Raw genomic sequence first — 19,896 nt, 5'->3', positions numbered from 1 at the left:
CGTATCCAGTTTCTTATCCACCTCTGTCAGGATATGCTCCTGCGATTCCGCAATCTCTTCTTTCATGATTGCTCGTATCATCTCCAGGTCCTGTCGTTCAAGCATTTATCCACCCCTTATCCTATGACCTGAGCGTTTCAGCACTCAGGTAAAAAACGTCGTTCAGATTCCAGTACCGTCTCAGCCGTACACTATATATAGCATATCTTACCTGGGGTGTCAAGGGAAGAAGCAGGGGTTATCCTCCCCTGCTCCTTTCTCATATCCGTGATTCATTTTTCCATAAATATTCCTGCCAATGAACTATTTTTATCTTTATTCGCTGAGATATGCTTTTTTTACCTGATCATTGTTCATAAGCTCCTTTGCATCTCCGCTGAGAGCAATATTTCCTGTCTCCAGAACATAGGCCTTATGTGCAATGGAAAGAGCCTTCTTTGCGTTCTGTTCCACAAGAAGCACGGTGGTCCCATCCCCGTTTATCTTCTGGATAATATCAAATATCTCATTTACATAGATAGGTGAAAGTCCCATGGAGGGCTCATCCATAACAATCATCCTGGGATGGCTCATAAGGGCCCTTCCCATGGCAAGCATCTGCTGCTCGCCGCCGGACAGTGTGCCTGCAAGCTGGTTCTTGCGCTCCTTTAGACGCGGGAAACGCTGGTATATCATCTTCAGCGTGGCTTCTATCTCTTCCTTGTCTTTTCTTGTATAAGCCCCCATCTTCAGGTTCTGCAGCACCGTAAGGGTGGCGAACACACGCCTTCCCTCCGGCACATGGGCGATTCCCATGCCCACCAGTTTATAACCGGGAACCCTGGTTATGTCTGTTCCCTCATATACGATTTTCCCTGTCTTCGCGCTGATAAGCCCAGTGATGGTGTGCAGGGTCGTGGTCTTTCCTGCACCGTTGGCACCAATCAGAGCCACGATTTCTCCCTGGTTCACATCAAAGGAGATTCCTTTTATGGCCTGGATTACACCGTAGTATACTTCCAGGTCCCTGACTTCAAGCATAGCCATATTATACGCTCCTCCTATTCACCAAGATATGCTTTGACAACTTCCGGATTGTGAAGCACCGCGCCGGTCTCGCCCTGGCACAGGACCTGTCCGAAGTTGAGAACGGTCAGTTCTTCGCAGATACCGCTTACAAGCTTCATATCATGTTCAATCAGAAGGATAGTCATGTCGAAATTATCCCTCACAAAACGGATTGTATCCATAAGCTCGGCTGTCTCGTTTGGATTCATTCCCGCCGCCGGCTCGTCCAGGAGAAGGAGCTTTGGCTCTGTGGCCAGCGCCCTGGCTATCTCCAGCTTCCTCTGTTTTCCGTAGGGAAGGTTGGACGCCTTGTAGTCGCACTCTTCATCCAGTCCGAATACTTTAAGCAGCTCCATGGCCCTCTCATCCATCAGCTTCTCCACCTTAAAATAGTTGGGGAAACGGAAAATTCCGGCCGTGGCGGAATACCTGTAATGATTGTGAAGGCCTGCCTTGACGTTATCCAGCACGGACAAATCCTTAAACAGACGGATGTTCTGGAAGGTCCTGGCTACGCCGGCCTGGTTTATTTCCGTGGTTCTCTTACCGGTAATGTTGACACCTGCCAGCTCAATGCTTCCCGCATCCGGCTTATATACGCCTGTCAGCAGATTGAAAATGGTGGTCTTGCCGGCTCCGTTTGGTCCGATAAGACCGTAAAGCTGTCCCTTTTCTATGCTGATTTGAAAGTTATCAACTGCCTTTAGGCCGCCAAAAGATATGCTTAAATTCTTAACTTCAAGTAATGCCATCTTATGCTGCCTCCTTTGCGGGTTTCTTATCTTTTCTGCTGAATTTCTCCGCCACGCGCTCACGCATCACCACAAACCGGGGAGCGGAGTTGAAAAGCATGACCAGAATCAGCACGATTGCGTACATGAGCATACGATAATTGCTGAGTCCGCGTAACATCTCCGGGAGGAGATACAGGATGACCGTTGCAATGACGGAACCGCGGATGTTTCCGATGCCACCCAATACCACATATACCAGAATCATGATGGACATGTTGTATCCAAAATTCTTGGGCAGAGCCGTCAGGGTGGTCAGGTTGTGGGCATACAACACACCGGCAACACCGGCAAGTCCGGCGGAAATGGAGAATGCCAGCAGCTTGTACTTAGTGATGTTGATGCCGATGGACTCCGCTGCAATACGGTTGTCGCGGATGGCCATGATGGCACGGCCCGTGCGGGAGTTCACCAGGTTCATGACAATGAACAGGGTGATGAGCACCAGGATAACGCCTATGGTAAAGGTGGCTGCCTGGGGCGTTCCCGTGATGCCTTGGGCGCCCTTTATCAGGATCTCCCCGCCCTCTCCCAGCTTTAAGGACATGGAATCCTTAAAGGAGATATGGAAGCCGGAAGCGTCCCGTCCCAGATAAACAGCATTGACCAGGTTCTTGATGATTTCGCCAAAGGCCAGGGTCACAATAGCCAGATAATCGCCTCTAAGGCGCAGTACGGGGATTCCGATGATGACGCCGAACAGGGCCGCTGTAACGGCTCCGATGAGAATGGCGATGACCAATCCCAGGGTCGGGTCAATGGCTCCCTTCATGCACTTTGAAAACAGGGCGCCGGCAAAGGCTCCCACGCACATAAAGCCTGCGTGGCCCAGACTCAGCTCTCCCAGGATACCCACGGTCAGATTCAGGGATACAGCCATGATTACGTAGATACAGAAAGGAACAAGAAGTCCTTTCATAAGGCTGGATATATGTCCTGTTCCCACCAGGACCTGCATGATGATATAGGCAGCCACCACCATGCCGTATGTTATCATATTATTTATGAATGTCTTTCGTTTTGCGTTACTCTTCATACCGGCACCTACACTTTCTCATTAATCTTCTTGCCCAGAATACCGGTAGGCTTCACCAGAAGCACGATAATCAGGACGGAAAACACAATGGCATCTGACATCTGTGAGGATATGTATGCCTTGGACAGAATCTCAATGACGCCCAGCAGGATACCGCCGATGAAAGCACCGGGAATGGAGCCGATTCCTCCGAATACAGCCGCAACAAAGGCCTTGATACCCGGCATGGAACCAGTATAAGGTGTAAGGGACGGATAAGCGGAGCAGAGCAGCACGCCCGCTATGGCAGCCAGCGCGGAACCGATGGCAAATGTAAGGGCAATGGTGCCGTTTACATTGATTCCCATGAGGGTAGCCGCCCCCCTGTCCTCGGAAACCGCCAGCATGGCCTGTCCGGCCTTGGACTTGTTGATAAATGCAGTGAGTCCAATCATGATGATGATACAGGAAAGGATGGTGACAATGGTCTCCCCTGTAATGGTCATCTCTCCTCCCGCCAGTTTGATGGCAGGCAGAGTCACCACGGAGGTGAAGGACTTGGTATCTGCCCCAAAGATAAGAAGGGCAACGTTCTGCAGCAGGTAGCTGACGCCGATTGCCGTAATGAGAACCGCAAGGGGAGAGGCGCCTCGCAGGGGCTTATAAGCAATCCGTTCAATGGTCATGCCCAACAGCGTACATACGGCCACCGCAAGGAGAACTCCCGCCATGGGCGGCAGTCCCATTGTGCTGACCGTGATAAATACCACGTAGCTGCCTATCATAATAACATCGCCATGAGCGAAATTCAGCATCTTGGCAATGCCGTAAACCATTGTATATCCAAGTGCGATTATGGCATATACACTGCCCAGGCTGATGCCGTTAATTAAATAGTTAATAAAGCCCATACCTACACCTCTTCGTCTGAAGTTTTTTTAGTTTATCGCTATAAAGCGACAGATAATTCAAAATTATATCATATATCGTTCTATAAACAAGAGGGTTGTCATAGTGACAACCCTCTGTTGGGTTTTCTGGTTGGTTCTGGCCGGATTCAAAGGACTGCTGATTACATTGCAGAGTAAGCTCCGTCCACTACCTTAACAGCCTTTGGAGCCTTGTGAGGCTCACCGTCCTCGGTCCAGGTCATGCCCTCACCGGTCAGGCCGTCTAATTTGATGTTCAGCATAGATGCCTTTAATGCGTCGCAAATCGTGCTGGCGTCTGCGTCAGGAGTTACATTGGCATCTTCAATGGCAGCCTTGATAGCGTAGATTGCATCGTACGCGTCTGCCGCGAACTGAACCGGAACCTCGTTGTAAGCTGCCTTGTAGCTGTCTACGAACTTAACGGTCAGGTCGTCGGTTGCATCTGCTGCGAATGGTGTCAGAAGCATAAGTCCCTCTGCCAGCTTGGTGTCAAAATTCTCAACCTGAAGGATACCGTCCATACCGTCACATCCGAAGAACTGCGGAGCAAATCCCATGGTGCTGGCCTGCTGAAGAATCAGGGAAGCCTCGGTATAGTAGATTGGCAGGAATACCAGCTCAGCGCCCGCATCCTTAGCCTTCTGTAACTGGGTGGAGAAATCCTTGTTGCTGTCAGCGGTAAACGCCTCTGCTGCAACAATCTCGATGCCCTGGTTTGCGGACTCTTCCGCGAACTTCTCATAGATACCGCTGGAATATACGTCGGAGCTGTCATAGATAACAGCAACCTTGGAAGCCAGCTTGTTCTCGCCTATGTACTTAGCGGATGCAGTGCCCTGATCCGGATCGGAGAAGCAGATACGGAATACGTTGGGGTTAGCCGCACACTCTACAGCGGAACCGGATGGTGTAATCTGGAACATGTTGTCAGCTGCGGTCTTGTCTGCAACTGCGATACATGGAGCGGAGGTAACCGTGCCCATCAGCACCTGCATCCCCCAGTCCTTTAATGTATTATAAGCATTGACAGACTTCTCTGCGTCATGCTCGTCGTCCTGGAAATTGAATTCAATCTGTGCGCCGTTTATTCCTCCGGCCTCATTGATTTCCTTTACTGCCAGTTCTGCGCCGTGCTGTACAGCCACGCCGTACACAGCTGCACCGCCGGTCACAGGGCCGATGCCGCCAATCTTGAACACGCCGCCTGCCGCAGTGGTATCTGCCGCCTCGCTTCCCTCTGCTTTTGCATCTGCCGCAGTGGTCTCCGCTGCCTTTGTGGTATCTGCCGTATTGGAACCGCCGCATGCTGTCAATGACATAGCCATAACGGCTGCCAGGCCCAGACTTAAAAATCTCTTCTTCATAATTAGTTCCTCCTCTTGCCTTGAAATATAGAGCTTTCTATATTATAGGTAGTCCGGGTGGTTTTGTCAATCGTTTCATGAAAATTATGGTGCATTTTCGATGATTCGCCGAAAAATTAGAGTAAAAACAGGTATAATACGCCAAAAACAGGCTATTTTTTAGGGGAAAGGCGCCATTTCTGGTTCCTTTCCCCTATTTTTTATTCCTCTGCCCACTCCAAATCCGAGTTTTCGATACGCTTATCCCTGAGCATCAGCTCCAGGACCGCTTCCTTTGCCGGCATGCCTCCGAACAGGATGGCATTGACCTGTTCCACGATTGGCATGGACACCTTGTACTGCTGTGACAGCGCCAGAGCCGCCTTGGCGGAATATACGCCCTCCACCACCATCTTTACCTCTGCCATGGCTTCCTCCATGGTACGGCCCTGGCCAATCAGTATGCCTGCCCTGCGGTTGCGGCTGTGCATGCTGGCACAGGTTACAATCAAGTCCCCGATGCCTGTAAGTCCGGCAAATGTCTCCATCCGTCCGCCCATGTCAATGCCCAGGCGGGATATCTCCGCGATTCCCCTGGTAATGAGAGCAGCCTTGGTGTTGTCACCGTATCCCAGACCGTCGGCCATACCGGCAGCCAGGGCAATCACATTCTTAAGAGCGCCGCCCAGCTCGATTCCCAGCACATCCGGGCTGGTATACACGCGGAACACTTCGCTCATGAAGATTCCCTGGACAAATTCAGCCACGCAGCGTTTATGGGCGCCTGCCACACATGTGGTGGGAAGGCCCCTGCTCACTTCCTCCGCATGGCTGGGCCCTGAAAGGACTGTCACCTCTGCCTCCGGCAGCTCCTCCTCAATAATCCGGGACAGGGTCATGAGGCTCTTCTCCTCGATTCCCTTTGCCACGTTGGTTATCACCTGGCCCTGCTTTATGTAGGGCTTCATCCTTTGTGATGTCTGCCTCACAAAAACCGAGGGAACAGCAAGTACCAGAAGGTCTTTATCCCTCATGGCCTCCTCAAGGTCTTCCGTAAGCCCGATTGCTTCCGGGAGCCTTGCCTCCGGAAGATTACGGTGGATACGTGTCTCCTTTAGTTCCGCTATCTCCTGTGGGATGGCGGACCATATCTGTACCGTATGTCCATTGCCGTTAAGTAAAACTGACAGGGCCGTGCCCCATGTGCCTGAGCCGATTACACCGATTGATGCCATAACCTCACCGTCCATTAATTGTTTTTTTACTGTCCTTTGTATATTACTCTGTCTTTTTCTTAGCGCCTACCTTGTTCTCCCTGCCCTGTACCAGCCTGACGATATTCGCCCTGTGTCTCCAGAAAGCCATGGCCGCAATCACCGCGGAAACAGCGTAGAACTGGGGTCTGGCCTCGGGCACGAGTCCGTAAGCCCCCAAATGGCCGAAATAGATGTTCCAGCACAGGAAGATGGCGGACACGACCAGAGAGCCCAGGGACACATACCTGGTCACTGCCACGATGAGTACAAAGGCCAGCAGACAGACCGCTGTCAGCCGCCAGTCCAGTGAAAACATGATGCCTGCTGTTGCCGCAATTCCCTTCCCGCCCCTAAACTTAAGATAAAAAGGAAAATTATGGCCCAATATGACGCCGAAGCCCGTACAGAGTATCAGCACATAGGTATACCCCGGCTGGGACCGGAAAAGAATCCTTACCAGGAAGCAGGGTATCACCGTCTTCAGGAAATCACCCATGAATACAATGAGACCTGCCTTTACTCCCATGACGCGCAGTGCGTTGGTGCTCCCCGAATTGCCGCTGCCGTGCTGGCGTATATCAATTCCCTTGGACTTGCCGTAAACGAAACCGGTCTGGAATAAACCAAAGACATATCCCATAACCAAACATATAATCTGTTCCACTCCTTAATCCCCCTTTCCTTACACTTACTGCTCTTTTCCTTTTCGTTCCCTGACAAGGAATTTTAAAGATGTCCCCTTAAAGCCGAAGGCATTTCTGATCTGGTTCTCCAAATACCTGGTATAAGAAAAATGCATCAGCTCCTTGTCATTGACAAAGATAACAAAGGTAGGAGGCTTTACCGCCACCTGGGTCATATAGTAAATCTTAAGCCGTTTTCCCTTGTCGGAAGGCGGCTGCTGCATGGCCACTGCCTCTGTCATGATTTCGTTGAGAACGCCGGTGGCCACTCTCAGATTCTGGTTCTGGCGCACCACGTCAATCATCTCAAAAAGCTTGGTGAGACGCTGTCCCGTTGCCGCGGATATAAAGAGGAATTCCGCGTAAGGGATGAAGGACAGGACCTCCTTGATTTTCCTGGTATATTCGTATATGGTCTTGTCCGTTTTCTCAATGGCATCCCATTTATTCACGGCCACGATGATTCCCTTGCCCCTCTCATGGGCGATTCCGGCAATCTTGGCATCCTGCTCCGTGACGCCTTCCGCTGCGTCTATAACCACAACCACCACATCGGCCCGTTCCACGGCGGACACGGTGCGGATGATGCTGTAGCGCTCCAGATCTTCCTTTATCTTGCTCTTGCGGCGCAGACCGGCCGTATCTATGAATACATAGGGAGTGCCTTCATGGATAACCTCCGTATCCACCGCATCCCTGGTGGTGCCCGCTATATCCGACACAATGACTCGGTTCTCACCCAGAAGCTTATTTATAATGGAAGACTTTCCCACATTCGGCTTGCCTACCACGGCAATCCTTGGCCGCTCGTCCTCCTCTTCCTCCATCTGCTCCGAGTCAAAGTGCTTCACCACCTCGTCCAGCAAATCACCGATTCCCAGCCGTGATGCAGCCGACACGGCGATGGGCTCTCCGATTCCCAGGTTGTAAAACTCGTAGACGTCATTGCCGTACTTGGCAACGCTGTCCACCTTGTTCACAGCCAGCACCACCGGCTTGTGGGACTTGCGCAGCAAATCAGCCACCTTGGAATCCGCGTCCACCAGTCCCTGGCGCACATCCACGATGAAAATAATCACATCCGCGGTGGAAATGGCAATCTCCGCCTGCTCCCGCATCTGGGACAGGATGATATCCTTGGAATCCGGCTCAATGCCGCCGGTGTCAATCAGCGTAAAATTCATATTCAGCCAGTCGCAGTCCGCATAAATGCGGTCCCTGGTCACTCCCGGCGTGTCCTTTACAATGGAAATGGTATCTCCTGCTATGACATTAAACAACGTAGACTTTCCCACATTGGGCCTGCCTACGATTGCAACTATTGGTTTACTCATGTTTTTATATCCTCCTCATCAATGACCTTCCGTCACATCTGCCTGCGCACAATCCGGTACTCATCATCGGACTGGTAATAAGGACATGCGCTTACGGTACCTCTCAAAAAGCGCCCCATCTCATCCTCATCCAGATTCACTTCACAGATATAGTAATCATTTTCCTCATCATATACGTAATTGCCGCAGCACTCGCAGCTGGTCTTTCTGTTCTTTCCCGTTTTCATCTGAATACATATCCTTTAACACAAATTCTTCGCATCCGCTTGATTTTACTATACCGGACCTGACTTGTAAAGCACTTTCTTATTAACCTCTATCATAGCAATATAACTTATTTTTGTAAATGCAAAGTTAATTTTCTAAAAATGTTTCTGAAAATATTTTGTTTTTTTTGACGAAATTATACCAACCCCTTGACCCGGTCAGATGGAAATGGTATAAATCATATGTGATATTTTCAAACAAATGATGATTTCAAAGGAGTAAAGCTATCATGGCTAACAATTTTGTATTCAAAGATTCCCTTCCCGTAGCGCCTTTAAAAATCGCCGCACTGGAAAGCTGTAAGAATCTTGCAGCCAAGGTGAACGACCATATTGTACAATTCAGGCGCAATGATATAGAGGAACTGATGCGCCGCAAGGAGGACCTTCACTACCGCGGTTACGACGTGGATTCCTATCTGCTTCACTGCAGCTGTCCCAGATTCGGAACAGGCGAGGGCAAGGCCGTCATCAATGAATCCGTAAGGGGCACAGATGTTTTTGTCATGGTGGATGTGATGAATTACAGCATTCCCTATACGGTAAGCGGTTATACCAACCACATGTCGCCGGACGACCATTTTCAGGATTTGAAGCGGATTATCGGGGCCTGCTCCGCCACTGCCCACAGGGTCAATGTGGTCATGCCCTTCCTATATGAAAGCCGCCAGCACAAGCGCAGCAAACGCGAGTCTCTGGACTGCGCCATGGCTTTAGAGGAACTGGCAGCCTTAGGCGTGGAAAACATCATCACCTTTGACGCCCACGACCCGCGGGTACAGAACGCCATCCCGTTAATTGGCTTTGACAATTTCATGCCCACGTATCAGTTTGTAAAGGCCCTCTTTTCCCATGATTCCAACATCCGTATTGACAAGGAACACTTAATGGTCATCAGCCCGGACGAGGGAGCCATGAACCGCGCCGTATACCTTGCCAACAACCTGGGCGTGGATATGGGTATGTTCTATAAGCGCAGGGATTATTCCCAGGTAATTGACGGACGCAACCCAATCGTGGCTCATGAATTCCTGGGTTCTTCCGTAGAAGGCAAGACCGTACTTATCATCGACGACATGATATCCTCCGGCGAAAGCATGCTGGATACCTGCAAGGAGTTAAAGGAACACAAGGCTGACAAGGTCATCGTATGCTGCACCTTCGGTCTCTTCACCAACGGCCTTGAGAAATTTGACGAGTACTACCACCAGGGATATCTGGATTATGTCATCACCACCAACCTGAATTACCGCACCCAGGAACTGATTGACAGGGAGTGGTATCTGGAAGCCGACATGAGCAAATACCTGGCCGCTATCATCAACTCCCTGAATCACGACCGCTCCATCAGCGCCTCCCTCTCTCCCACGGAGAAGATTCAGAAGCTGGTCCAGAAGCATCAGAACGGCGGATACGAGTATTTCCAGAAGCTTGTGTAAAGTCCTGTCACCCATGCAGAAAATCAATGTACAAAAATGCACAGTCCATGGCAGCGAAATGCTCACCGAAAGGGACTGTGCATTTTTTATGTTTCTCTCTATGTCTCATCCTGAAAATACTGTTCCATCTTTGGCTGGGCCAGGGCCCCGTTTCCAAGGTTAAATGAATACAGGAGATTATGCTACTTAAGGCACAGAAACGCTGCCAGGTTCCCCCGCTCCTCCCCCGCTTTCCTGTGCGAAAAGAGGTAATCGCTGTTGCACATGGTGCAGATGTTAGTGATATGGATATTCTCCCGGCGTATGCCTGCCTCACGAAAAATGATTTCATTGGCCTTCCACAAATCCAGCTGGTACTTTCCAGGCCTTTTTCCCCGGCAATACAGTTCTTCCCAATGTTCCGGCCCAAAAACTTCCCTGAATTCCTCCGCCACTTCACCGCCCACTTCAAAGCAGTCCCGGCAGATGCTGGGACCCACACACGCAATCAGATCCTCCGGCTTTGTGCCAAAGGCTTCCTTCATGGCATCCACCGTCACCTGGCCCATGCGTTTAACCGTCCCCCTCCATCCGGAGTGGCTGAGCCCGATGGCCCTGTTCACCGGGTCCAGCAGGTACAGGGGCACACAGTCCGCATAAAAGGTCACCAGGGTTAGCCCCGGCACATCGGTAATCAGGCCGTCGATGTCCCTGTAATCCCTGTCCCTTACAACGCCCTTTCCCGCATCCTCCTGTGTCACCCTGCGCAGGTTGACCGTATGGGTCTGGTGGGACACCACCATGCGGTCCCGCTCCACTCCCAGAGCAGCTGCCATACGCGTAAAGTTTTCCAGCACATCTTCCGCCGCGTCTCCCCTGCTGTAAGAGAAATTCATAGTGGAGAACTTTCCCCTGCTGGCTCCGCCCATGCGGGTGGAAAAACCATTGACTGCCAGTCCGGTATCATCCAACGCCTTAAATGAGAGATAGGGAACGCCTGTACTGTCTTTTGTGTCAAATACGTGAGACTTGTTCTTATAGCTCCAATTTATATCCATAACACCATTGCCTCCTTATATTCAAAATGCATCCTGTATCAGCTCAATGTCACTGCCCAGGATTCCCACCACGTCAAACCGGCAGGGAACATCCTCGCCCATTCCATGGCTGTACAGATAAAAGGCCGCGGCCCGCCGTATCCGCTCCTGCTTCCTTGCGCCAACAGCCTCTGCCGGGCTTCCCTTGGACAGCCCGGAGCGGTATTTTACCTCTGCGAAAACAAGATATCTGCCATGGCGGCAAATCAAATCAATTTCTCCCTGACGGCACCGGAAATTCCGTTCCAGCACGCGGTAACCCTTACTTGTTAAAAAAGCAGCCGCTGTTTCCTCATAACGGCTGCCTGTCTGTCTCTTATTCATATGTATCCGCCTGAACAATATTCCTGATAAAGCTTCTCCTGTGAATGGGGCAGGGACCAAGCTCCCTGATGGCAGCTATGTGGGCTGCTGTCCCGTATCCCTTGTGTTTGGCGAATCCATATCCGGGAAACAATTCCTCGTACTCAGCCATCATATGGTCCCTGGTGACCTTTGCCAGGATGCTGGCCGCCGCTATGGACAGGCTCTTTGCGTCCCCCTTAATAATAGGCACCTGCACTGCATCCAGCCCGGGAATGGTGACAGCGTCGTTGAGAAGTATTTCCGGCTTCACGGCAAGGCCCTTCACAGCCTCCCTCATAGCCTCATAGGTGGCCTGAAGAATATTTATTTCGTCAATCCTGGCAGGAGCCGCCAGGCCCACGTTCCATGCAACAGCCTTTTCCTTTATCTCTAAGAACAGCTCCTCGCGGCGCTTCTCCGACAGCTTCTTGGAATCATTGAGATACAGGATGCGGCATCCCTTTGGCAGCACCACGGCTCCTGCCGCCACCGGTCCTGCCAAAGGTCCGCGGCCCGCTTCATCAATGCCGCAGATATAAGTGTATGCATCATATTCCTTCTCGTATTCCGCCATGGCCTCCAGACGGGCCATTTCCTGCTCCAGCTTTTCTCCCTTTAGTACTCTTGCAGCCATTGTCATCCCACCTTGTCCTTTTGATTCTCCGGCTCCTCCAGCGTGATCCGTCCCAGCTTGCCTGCCCTGAAATCATCCAGAAGCAGGGCTGCCGCCCTGGACATATCCAGATCCCCGCCTTTTAACAGGCAGGCCCGGACCCTGGCAATTTCCTCCAGGATAAATGCTGCTTCCTTTCCCTCCGTCTCCAGGCCAAACCGTTCCGGCAGCACCTTAGGATAACGCTTTTTCAAAAAGCGTATGAGCTCGCAGGCCAGCTCGTCTTTGTTGAGAATCTGGTCATTGATGGAGCCGATGAGAGCCAGCTTAAGGCCCACCTGCTGGTCCTCAAACCTGGGCCACAGAATGCCGGGGGTGTCCAAAAGCTCCAGCGTCTTATTCAGGCGTATCCACTGGTTTCCCTTGGTGACGCCGGGCTTGTTGCCTGTCCTGGCGCAGGCCTTTCCTGCAAAGGAATTGATGAAGGTGGACTTGCCCACATTGGGAATCCCCACCACCATGGTACGAATGGGACGGTTTAGGATGCCCCTGCGCCGGTCCCTCTCTATCTTTTCCTTGCAGGCCTCCCGGATTACGGACTGCACCTGCTTAAGTGTTCCCTTGTTCCTGGCATCAATCTTCACCACGTGAATGCCCTTGTCCTCAAACCAGGCTGCCCAGCGGGCATTCTGCCGCTCGTCTGCCAGGTCCGATTTGTTGAGCAGCACCATCCTGGCCTTGCCCGCGCCCAGGTCATCTATGTCCGGATTCCGGCTGGAAAGGGGAACCCTGGCGTCTACCAGCTCGATTACCAGATCAATAAGCTTCATATCTTCCTTCATGGCCCGTTTTGCCTTGGTCATATGACCAGGATACCACTGAATATTCATATCTGTAAACTCCTGTTCTATCTTGAATGGATGAAGTCCAGCTTCAGAAGGGGGAACATCCTGAACCAGACCTTGCCCTGTATCTGTTCTCTTTTTACATTTCCAATATTAGGAAAACGGCTGTCCTCACTGCTGTCCCTGTTATCTCCCAGCAGGAAATACTCGTTGTCCTCCAGCTTAATGGGGGTGTCCGCCCTTCCTGCCAGGGACACCTGTTCCAGGCCGTCCTCGGCATTTAAAAGCTCGCCGTCAATGAATATATAACCGCCCTTAATCTGCACGGTCTCGCCGGGAAGACCGATGATCCGCTTCACATTCTTCTTGTGGTCCTCACGCTCAAATGCCACGATGTCAAACCGTTCCGGCTTTCCCACATCATAAATCAGGCGGTTCACCAGGACCACGTCGTCCGCATCTAAAACCGGCTGCATGGAACCGCCTGACACGGGCACCTGGGTACAGAAACTGTAGACCAGAAACCAGGCACAGGCCAGGACCAACACCACATTGACCGCCCAGCGGACTGATTTTCTCAGCCACGCCGTATCCTCATTCACATAAAAATCCATGTACCCACACCTATCTCTTAAGGCACTTCCCGGACTGCTTCCGGGTATGCCGCCTGCTTAACAAAATAGAGTTTGCATCTGCAAACTCTATTCTCGCTTCCACTACCTGATTATTTAACTAATTCTTTAACCTTGGCAGCCTTACCAACCCTGTCTCTTAAGTAGTTCAGCTTCGCTCTTCTTACTTTACCCTTACGTACAACCTCTACGTTGTCAACGCTTGGGGAATGTAATGGCCAGGTCTTCTCAACGCCGATACCATTGGAGTTCTTCCTTACGGTAAAGGTCTCTCTGGCTCCGCCGTTCTGTCTCTTAATGACAGTTCCCTCGAAAATCTGGATTCTCTCGCGGTTGCCCTCTTTAATCTTGTTGTATACCTTAACGGTATCGCCAACGTTAAAGCTGGGTACGCTTTCCTTCAACTGGGCTGCTTCAATGTTCTTAATAATATCGTTCATCGTGTGAACCTCCTTCATCTATTGGATGTTCTTAATACGCCGGCAGTAAATCAGATTCACCACTCACAGTAACAGAGGACCATCTATTTCTTGTCACAACGATTTATTCTAGCATATATTGTCCCAAAATGCAAGCATTTTATGAGCTGTTTTCCCGCTCTGAACTGTTACCGTTCTATTCCTCCTCTTTCTCCTCAGGAAGAATGTACAGATGGACCTTGTCAATACGGTTCTTTTCCACCTGCTCCACCACCAGGCGCACGTTGCCGCACACCACCTCTTCGCCCTGGGAAGGCAGATGTTCCAGGCGGTCAATCACAAGGCCTCCCACGGAATCATAGTCCTCAGAGGACAGTTCTAAATCCAGGATATCATTGAGGTCATCCAGCTTCATGGAACCTTCCACCAGATACTGGCCGCCTCCCAAATCCATCAGCTCCTCTTCCTCATCCTCGTCATACTCATCGCGGATATCGCCCACGATTTCTTCCAGGATATCCTCCAGAGTAATCAGCCCTGCCGTGGCGCCGTACTCATCCAGAACAATGATGATATTGTTGGGAGACTTCTTAATCTCCATCATCAGCTCGGATAGCTTTTTAGATTCAAAGGTATAAAAAGGCTGGCGCAGGTAATCCGACACACAGAAGGACGCCTTGTCCTCCACCAGCAGCAGGTCCTTAATATTGATGATGCCCACCACATTGTCCGTTGTCTCCTTATAGACCGGAAGCCTGGTATAATGCTCCTCCCTGAATATCTGAATCAGGTCATCATAATCAGCCTCAATGTCAGCAAACACCATATCGATTCTGGGAACCATGACATCCTTTGCCACGGAGTCTCCCAGGTCAAACACATTGTTAATCATCTCACGTTCTTCCGACTCGATGACGCCCTTTTCATGGCCCACGTCCACAATGGTCCTGAGTTCGTCCTCCGTAATGTCGTCGTTCTTCTTATCAGGGTCCACATGAAGGGCCTTAAGGACGATCAAAGACATCCAGTTAATGAGGACAATGAGAGGGGTCAGCACTGTCATCAGAATGTGAATCATATGGCCTACCCGCAGGGAATACCGCTCCGCCTCCAGGGTAGCCATTGTCTTAGGTGTTATCTCACCAAAAATCAAAATCAAAAGCGTCAGTACGCCGGTCGCGGCTCCAGCGGCTTTATTTCCAAATATTTCCGTCACCAGCACGGTAAGCATGGACGAGGCCGAAAGATTTACCACATTGTTGCCGATTAAGATGGCGCTGAGCATCTTTCCCTGATTCTCAGACAGCTTCATAACCCACTGCGCAGATTTGTTCCCCCCTTCTGCCAATGTCCTGATACGGATTTTATTGACGGTTGTGAGGGCGGTCTCCGAAGACGAGAAAAAAGCGGAAAGTCCCAGTAAAATGATAATGATAACGACACGTATGGCAATACTGTCACCCGATGGGTCCAAAAAAATCAACTCCTATTATTTCATATTTTACGGTCCCAAAAGCCTGGAAAGTATAGGCCGGAGCCTGTAATGGATGTATATATGTGGATAGTTTCAGAGAATTGTACAATATTATTGGGGGATTGTCAATATGGACGGATTCGCGGGGAGGGGGACGCGGGTGGAGAGGGATCGAGGAAAAGCAGCGGGAGGGGGCGGGGAGTCTGGACTCATGGTTCCTTCGGGGGCTGCCTCTAAGCCGGGATCGGGAGCTGCGCAGGGGGATCGGGAAAAGTTCGCCGAACTCTTGATGAGTGCGCCGACCTGTTCCCTTTCGCTCGGGCGTTGAGCGCCCTCCCTCACCCCCTGCTCCGCTCCCGCTCCCGGCTAAGAGTCAGCGGCCCTCAGTAAAATTCGCTCAGCCTCCCCGCCCCCTCCCGCTGCTTTTCCGGCCACTCTTTCTCTTTCCCGCTGACATTCCCCGGCTCATTTAAAAAGTCGCAGGCCGATTCTTTTTCTGGCCGGTATCCCGTGCCTGGTGTTTTTTGGCGGACCCCGCTTTCCGGCTCCGACGTATCTCTTTGGGCGCGGAATTACCGGCAGCCCATACTTTTAGCCGGAGACTGTCCTCCCCGCGAAGCGGGGGATATGCGGCTGATGGGGAGATACGTTGTGGAGTGAGAGGAACGGGGGCGGTGATGGAGGTGACTTTGGAGCGATTCGGAGAGACTTGGGCCCTAGTCTCTCCCATCGCGGAAAGCGGAACCTCCGGCACCGCCCCCGTTCCTCTCACGGCCGGATGCACCTCACCACCCCACCCCATCATCCCCCCGCAAGCACCCCCATCACTTTATAGTACCCCTCCAGTTCCCCCACCGTACAAGCCTTCTCTGCCAGCAATTTCTTGGCCTCGGCCATTGCCTTTCGTTTGGTGCGGCCGGCAAAGGTCTCGTCGCCCAGGGCTTTTACATATTGGTCCATGAGCTCCTCCAGGATTTCCAGGTCGCCCTTTTCCTGACGGAGGGAATCCAGGTATTTTACTTCCTTCATGGTCAGGCTGGCGTGTTTAAGAAGGTCCGGACGGCGTTCCAGGGTGCGCTTTATGGATTGCTGCCTGCGCCACTCCTCGATGTTTTTATGGTGGCCGCTTAAAAGCACCTCCGGAACCTCCATTCCGCGGAATACTTCGGGACGGGTGTACTGGGGGTATTCTAACAGGCTGTCATGGAAGGATTCCTCCTCCGCTGAGGTATCATTGTTCAGTACCCCCGGCACCAGGCGGGAGATACAGTCAATCATGACCATGGCGGGAAGTTCCCCGCCTGTGAGGACATAATCCCCCACGGAAAGATAGTCCGTGGCAATCAGCTCCAGGGCGCGCTCGTCAATTCCTTCGTAATGCCCGCAGAGAAAGACCAGGTCCTCCTCCTTTGCCAGCTCCTCTGCTATGGTCTGGTTGAACACCCTGCCCTGGGGCGTCATGTAGATAAGCCTGGGTTTCCTGCCGATGCGCCCGCACAGGGCCTCGTAAGCCTCGCACACAGGCCCGGGCTGCATGACCATGCCTGCGCCGCCGCCGTAAGGGGCGTCGTCCACGTGCCTGTGCTTATCCTTTGAATAATCCCTGATGTCAATGGCTTCCACGAATATGGTTTTGCTCTCCATGGCCCGCCCCGTTATGCTGGTTCCCAGGCCTCCCATGACCATGTCAGGGAACAGTGTCAGTATGTGAAAATTCATCCGGTCTCCTTCCAGCGGTTCTTAAGCTTTGTCTGAAGGCGGTACAGGGTGTTCATGGCATCAAGGGGAGTCATGGTGGACAGCTCCAGACTGTCCAGCTCGCGGATGATGTCGTCATCCTTTACCGTATCAAAGAAGGACAGCTGCTGCAGGTCCACCTCATCCGGCTTTGGCACCGCCTTGTGCTGGGTGATGTTGGAACTGATTTCCGCGATTTCCTTTGCCCTGGCCGTAATATCCGCATCGCTTAATTCTTCTGCGATTTCCTTTGCTCTGGCAATGACGGAATCCGGCACGCCGGCCAGCTTTGCAACCTGGATGCCGTAACTCTTATCTGCCCCGCCGCGGACAATCTTGCGCAGGAATACAATGTCGTCCCCCTGCTCCTTTACCGCTATACAATAATTCTTTACCCCCGCTATGGTGCCTTCCAGCTCTGTCAGCTCATGGTAATGGGTGGCAAACAGGGTCTTGGCTCCCAAAAGCTTGGAATTGCTTATGTGTTCAATAACAGCCCAGGCAATGGATAATCCGTCAAAGGTGCTGGTTCCCCTTCCGATTTCATCCAGTACCAGGAGGCTGTTTCTGGTGGCGTTGCGCAGGATGTTGGCCACCTCTGTCATTTCCACCATAAAGGTGCTCTGTCCGCTGGCCAGGTCGTCGGAAGCCCCCACCCTGGTGAAAACGCGGTCGCATATGCCGATATCGGCCTCCTGGGCCGGCACAAAGCTGCCCAGCTGGGCCATGAGTACAATCAGGGCCACCTGGCGCATGTACGTGGATTTGCCTGCCATGTTGGGGCCGGTGATAACGGACAGCCGGTTCTTTCCATTGTCCAGGAAGGTGTCGTTGGCCACAAACATGTCGTCCCGCATCATCTGCTCCACCACGGGATGGCGGCCGTTCTTAATTTGAATCACGCCCTTGTCGTTGATGGAGGGCTTCACATAATTGCGGCGGGTAGCTACCACGGACAGGGAACAGAATACGTCGATTCCCGCTATGGACTTGGCAGTCTTTTGAATGCGGATGACCTCCGCCCCGATTTTGTCCCTGACCTCGCAGAACAGGTCATACTCCAGGGACACCAGCTTTTCCTCCGCGCCCATGATAATGTCTTCCAGCTGCTTTAATTCATCTGTGGTGAACCGCTCCGCATTGGTCAGGGTCTGCTTACGGATATAGTAATCCGGCACCTGGTCCTTGAAGGAGTTGGTCACCTCAAAATAGTAACCGAATACCTTGTTGAATTTTACCTTCAGGGTCTTGATGCCTGTCTTTTCTTTTTCCTTTGCCTCCAGCTCCGCCAGCCAGTTCTTGCCCTCTGTCTTGGCCTGACGCAGCTTGTCTGCCTCCTCATTGTAGCCGTCCCTTATGATGCCGCCTTCCCTGACCGTAATGGGCGGGTCCTCCACGATGGCATTCCCTATGAGCTGGAAAATATCCTGCAGAGGGTCCAGTTCCCGGGCCAGCTCTGCCAGAAGTTCGCTGTTAAACTCTCCCAGTATCCGCTTGATGTAGGGAAGCATTTCCAGGGAGCTTCTGAAGGCAATCAGGTCCCTTGGATTGGCTGTCTTATAACTGATTCGCCCAATCAGACGCTCCAGGTCATAGATGGGATTTAAGTACTCGCAGATCTCTTCCCTGGAGATATAGTTCATGTTCAGCTCTTCCACCGCGTTCTGGCGCCTGATGATTTCGTCCCTGTGAATCAGCGGCTGTTCGATGCAGGCGCGAAGCAGCCTGGCGCCCATAGCTGTCTTTGTCTTATCCAGCACCCATAACAGGGTGCCCCTCTTCTGTTTTTCACGCATGGTCTCCACCAGCTCAAGGTTCCTTCTGGTGGATGTGTCAATGACCATGTACTGTCCGGTGGAATAGGGGGTAATCGTGGTAATGTGCTCCAGGGTGCTCTTCTGGGTCTCATAGATATACTGCATCACGGCGCCGGCAGCAATGATGCCGGTGGCATAGTCCTCCAGCCCCAACCCCACCAGGGCTCCCACCTTAAAATGCTCCATCAGGATGCGGCGGCAGGATTCCTCGCCGAAAAAGCGGCTGTCCAGGGCGGAAATGACCACCTGATAGCGGTTTTTAAGCTCGTCCATATCTACGCCTGACATGTAAAGGGCATTGTTGCAGATGATTTCAGATGGGGAAAATTTGTTGATTTCGTCAAACAGTTCCCGGTCTGAGTCCACCTCAGTCACCATGAAATCCCCGGTGCTGATATCTGCCGTGGATATGCCGTAGATTCCATCCATGTACACAATACCCATCAGGTAATTGTTCTTTGTCTCATCCAGCACCTGGGAGCTGGTAATGGTTCCCGGAGTCACCACCCGGATTACCTCCCGCTTCACCAGGCCCTTGGCCTGCTTAGGATCCTCCATCTGCTCTGCTATGGCAACCTTATATCCCTTCTGGACCAGACGGTACAGGTAGGAATCCACTGCGTGGAACGGCACCCCGCACATGGGAGCCCGCTCAGAAAGACCACAGTCCTTTCCTGTAAGGGTTATCTCCAGTTCCTTTGACACTGTCAGGGCATCATCGAAAAACATCTCATAGAAGTCACCCAGACGGTAAAACAGAATACAGTCCGGATACTCCTTCTTGGTCTCCATATAATGCTGCATCATGGGAGATAATTGTGACAAATCTATC

General features: G+C 51.8%; 19 protein-coding genes. 1 reads left to right on the top strand and 18 read right to left on the bottom strand.

Translation table 11 applies throughout. The features are described 5' to 3' along the window. Positions 1-315: 315 nt before the first annotated feature. From G614_RS0124535 to G614_RS0124495, 9 genes are all read right to left on the bottom strand, one after another. Positions 316-1,026, bottom strand: a complete 711-nt coding sequence (locus G614_RS0124535) for an ABC transporter ATP-binding protein (RefSeq protein WP_027643974.1) — start codon at positions 1,024-1,026, stop codon at positions 316-318. Between the two features lie 14 nt (positions 1,027-1,040). Continuing rightward, on the bottom strand, positions 1,041-1,799 hold the full coding sequence (locus G614_RS0124530; protein WP_027643973.1) for an ABC transporter ATP-binding protein: 759 nt from the start codon (positions 1,797-1,799) through the stop codon (positions 1,041-1,043). 1 nt (position 1,800) lies between these two features. Beyond that, positions 1,801-2,874 carry a branched-chain amino acid ABC transporter permease gene (locus G614_RS0124525; protein ID WP_027643972.1) on the bottom strand — a complete coding sequence of 358 codons (1,074 nt, stop codon included), beginning with the start codon at positions 2,872-2,874 and terminating at the stop codon, positions 1,801-1,803. Positions 2,875-2,882: 8 nt separating this feature from the next. After that, complete coding sequence (locus tag G614_RS0124520; RefSeq protein ID WP_027643971.1) at positions 2,883-3,764, bottom strand: branched-chain amino acid ABC transporter permease; 882 nt, start codon at positions 3,762-3,764, stop codon at positions 2,883-2,885. A gap of 161 nt (positions 3,765-3,925) precedes the next feature. Then, on the bottom strand, positions 3,926-5,149 hold the full coding sequence (locus G614_RS0124515) for an ABC transporter substrate-binding protein (RefSeq protein ID WP_027643970.1): 1,224 nt from the start codon (positions 5,147-5,149) through the stop codon (positions 3,926-3,928). Between the two features lie 200 nt (positions 5,150-5,349). Next, the gene (locus tag G614_RS0124510) at positions 5,350-6,363 is read right to left on the bottom strand and encodes an NAD(P)H-dependent glycerol-3-phosphate dehydrogenase (RefSeq protein ID WP_027643969.1); all 1,014 of its coding nucleotides are present in this window, start codon (positions 6,361-6,363) and stop codon (positions 5,350-5,352) included. Positions 6,364-6,406: 43 nt separating this feature from the next. Then, complete coding sequence (plsY, locus tag G614_RS0124505; protein WP_027643968.1) at positions 6,407-7,048, bottom strand: glycerol-3-phosphate 1-O-acyltransferase PlsY; 642 nt, start codon at positions 7,046-7,048, stop codon at positions 6,407-6,409. A gap of 24 nt (positions 7,049-7,072) precedes the next feature. Beyond that, the gene (der, locus tag G614_RS0124500; RefSeq protein WP_027643967.1) at positions 7,073-8,401 is read right to left on the bottom strand and encodes a ribosome biogenesis GTPase Der; all 1,329 of its coding nucleotides are present in this window, start codon (positions 8,399-8,401) and stop codon (positions 7,073-7,075) included. 32 nt (positions 8,402-8,433) lie between these two features. After that, positions 8,434-8,628, bottom strand: coding sequence for a DUF6472 family protein (locus G614_RS0124495; RefSeq protein ID WP_027643966.1), 195 nt, complete (start codon positions 8,626-8,628; stop codon positions 8,434-8,436). A 269-nt stretch (positions 8,629-8,897) separates the two neighbouring features. Between G614_RS0124495 and G614_RS0124490 the strand changes: the two genes are divergently transcribed. Beyond that, positions 8,898-10,106, top strand: a complete 1,209-nt coding sequence (locus tag G614_RS0124490) for a ribose-phosphate pyrophosphokinase (protein WP_027643965.1) — start codon at positions 8,898-8,900, stop codon at positions 10,104-10,106. Positions 10,107-10,288: 182 nt separating this feature from the next. Here G614_RS0124490 and pgeF read toward each other — a convergent pair whose 3' ends face one another. The 9 genes from pgeF to mutS form a co-directional block, all read right to left on the bottom strand. After that, on the bottom strand, positions 10,289-11,143 hold the full coding sequence (pgeF, locus tag G614_RS0124485; protein ID WP_027643964.1) for a peptidoglycan editing factor PgeF: 855 nt from the start codon (positions 11,141-11,143) through the stop codon (positions 10,289-10,291). A gap of 21 nt (positions 11,144-11,164) precedes the next feature. Then, the gene (locus tag G614_RS0124480; RefSeq protein ID WP_027643963.1) at positions 11,165-11,506 is read right to left on the bottom strand and encodes a YraN family protein; all 342 of its coding nucleotides are present in this window, start codon (positions 11,504-11,506) and stop codon (positions 11,165-11,167) included. Continuing rightward, a complete protein-coding gene (locus tag G614_RS0124475; protein WP_027643962.1) occupies positions 11,499-12,161 on the bottom strand; it encodes a ribonuclease HII in 663 nt (220 codons plus the stop codon). Before G614_RS0124475 ends, G614_RS0124480 begins: the two co-directional genes overlap by 8 nt. A 2-nt stretch (positions 12,162-12,163) precedes the next feature. Continuing rightward, a complete protein-coding gene (gene ylqF, locus G614_RS0124470) occupies positions 12,164-13,030 on the bottom strand; it encodes a ribosome biogenesis GTPase YlqF (protein ID WP_027643961.1) in 867 nt (288 codons plus the stop codon). A gap of 17 nt (positions 13,031-13,047) precedes the next feature. After that, entirely contained in the window at positions 13,048-13,599 is a 552-nt protein-coding gene (lepB, locus tag G614_RS0124465; protein WP_027643960.1) for a signal peptidase I, read from the bottom strand. A 110-nt stretch (positions 13,600-13,709) separates the two neighbouring features. Beyond that, entirely contained in the window at positions 13,710-14,057 is a 348-nt protein-coding gene (rplS, locus tag G614_RS0124460) for a 50S ribosomal protein L19 (RefSeq protein ID WP_002567490.1), read from the bottom strand. 175 nt (positions 14,058-14,232) lie between these two features. Continuing rightward, on the bottom strand, positions 14,233-15,510 hold the full coding sequence (locus tag G614_RS0124455; RefSeq protein ID WP_027643959.1) for an HlyC/CorC family transporter: 1,278 nt from the start codon (positions 15,508-15,510) through the stop codon (positions 14,233-14,235). 801 nt (positions 15,511-16,311) lie between these two features. Further along, a complete protein-coding gene (gene trmD, locus G614_RS0124440; protein WP_027643956.1) occupies positions 16,312-17,229 on the bottom strand; it encodes a tRNA (guanosine(37)-N1)-methyltransferase TrmD in 918 nt (305 codons plus the stop codon). Next, positions 17,226-19,871 (bottom strand): DNA mismatch repair protein MutS, encoded by a 2,646-nt coding sequence (mutS, locus tag G614_RS0124435; protein WP_044918904.1) that lies wholly within the window; start codon positions 19,869-19,871, stop codon positions 17,226-17,228. Before mutS ends, trmD begins: the two co-directional genes overlap by 4 nt. Positions 19,872-19,896: the final 25 nt, after the last annotated feature.

It is taken from the genome of [Clostridium] clostridioforme AGR2157, assembly GCF_000424325.1.
Classification (GTDB): Bacteria; Bacillota; Clostridia; order Lachnospirales; family Lachnospiraceae; genus Enterocloster; species Enterocloster clostridioformis_A.
The sequence above is the reverse complement of the archived record's forward strand: the minus strand, read 5'-3'. Positions and strand labels throughout refer to the sequence as shown.

Excerpts from the sequence above, each read along its gene's own strand:
- G614_RS0124535 (WP_027643974.1), bottom strand. The coding sequence starts at position 1,026 with ATGGCTATGCTTGAAGTCAGGGACCTGGAAGTATACTACGGTGTAATC.
- G614_RS0124530 (WP_027643973.1), bottom strand. The coding sequence starts at position 1,799 with ATGGCATTACTTGAAGTTAAGAATTTAAGCATATCTTTTGGCGGCCTA.
- G614_RS0124525 (WP_027643972.1), bottom strand. The coding sequence starts at position 2,874 with ATGAAGAGTAACGCAAAACGAAAGACATTCATAAATAATATGATAACA.
- G614_RS0124520 (WP_027643971.1), bottom strand. The coding sequence starts at position 3,764 with ATGGGCTTTATTAACTATTTAATTAACGGCATCAGCCTGGGCAGTGTA.
- G614_RS0124515 (WP_027643970.1), bottom strand. The coding sequence starts at position 5,149 with ATGAAGAAGAGATTTTTAAGTCTGGGCCTGGCAGCCGTTATGGCTATG.
- G614_RS0124510 (WP_027643969.1), bottom strand. The coding sequence starts at position 6,363 with ATGGCATCAATCGGTGTAATCGGCTCAGGCACATGGGGCACGGCCCTG.
- der (WP_027643967.1), bottom strand. The coding sequence starts at position 8,401 with ATGAGTAAACCAATAGTTGCAATCGTAGGCAGGCCCAATGTGGGAAAG.
- G614_RS0124495 (WP_027643966.1), bottom strand. The coding sequence starts at position 8,628 with ATGAAAACGGGAAAGAACAGAAAGACCAGCTGCGAGTGCTGCGGCAAT.
- G614_RS0124490 (WP_027643965.1), top strand. The coding sequence starts at position 8,898 with ATGGCTAACAATTTTGTATTCAAAGATTCCCTTCCCGTAGCGCCTTTA.
- pgeF (WP_027643964.1), bottom strand. The coding sequence starts at position 11,143 with ATGGATATAAATTGGAGCTATAAGAACAAGTCTCACGTATTTGACACA.
- G614_RS0124480 (WP_027643963.1), bottom strand. The coding sequence starts at position 11,506 with ATGAATAAGAGACAGACAGGCAGCCGTTATGAGGAAACAGCGGCTGCT.
- G614_RS0124475 (WP_027643962.1), bottom strand. The coding sequence starts at position 12,161 with ATGGCTGCAAGAGTACTAAAGGGAGAAAAGCTGGAGCAGGAAATGGCC.
- ylqF (WP_027643961.1), bottom strand. The coding sequence starts at position 13,030 with ATGAATATTCAGTGGTATCCTGGTCATATGACCAAGGCAAAACGGGCC.
- lepB (WP_027643960.1), bottom strand. The coding sequence starts at position 13,599 with ATGGATTTTTATGTGAATGAGGATACGGCGTGGCTGAGAAAATCAGTC.
- rplS (WP_002567490.1), bottom strand. The coding sequence starts at position 14,057 with ATGAACGATATTATTAAGAACATTGAAGCAGCCCAGTTGAAGGAAAGC.
- trmD (WP_027643956.1), bottom strand. The coding sequence starts at position 17,229 with ATGAATTTTCACATACTGACACTGTTCCCTGACATGGTCATGGGAGGC.
- mutS (WP_044918904.1), bottom strand. The coding sequence starts at position 19,871 with ATGATGCAGCATTATATGGAGACCAAGAAGGAGTATCCGGACTGTATT.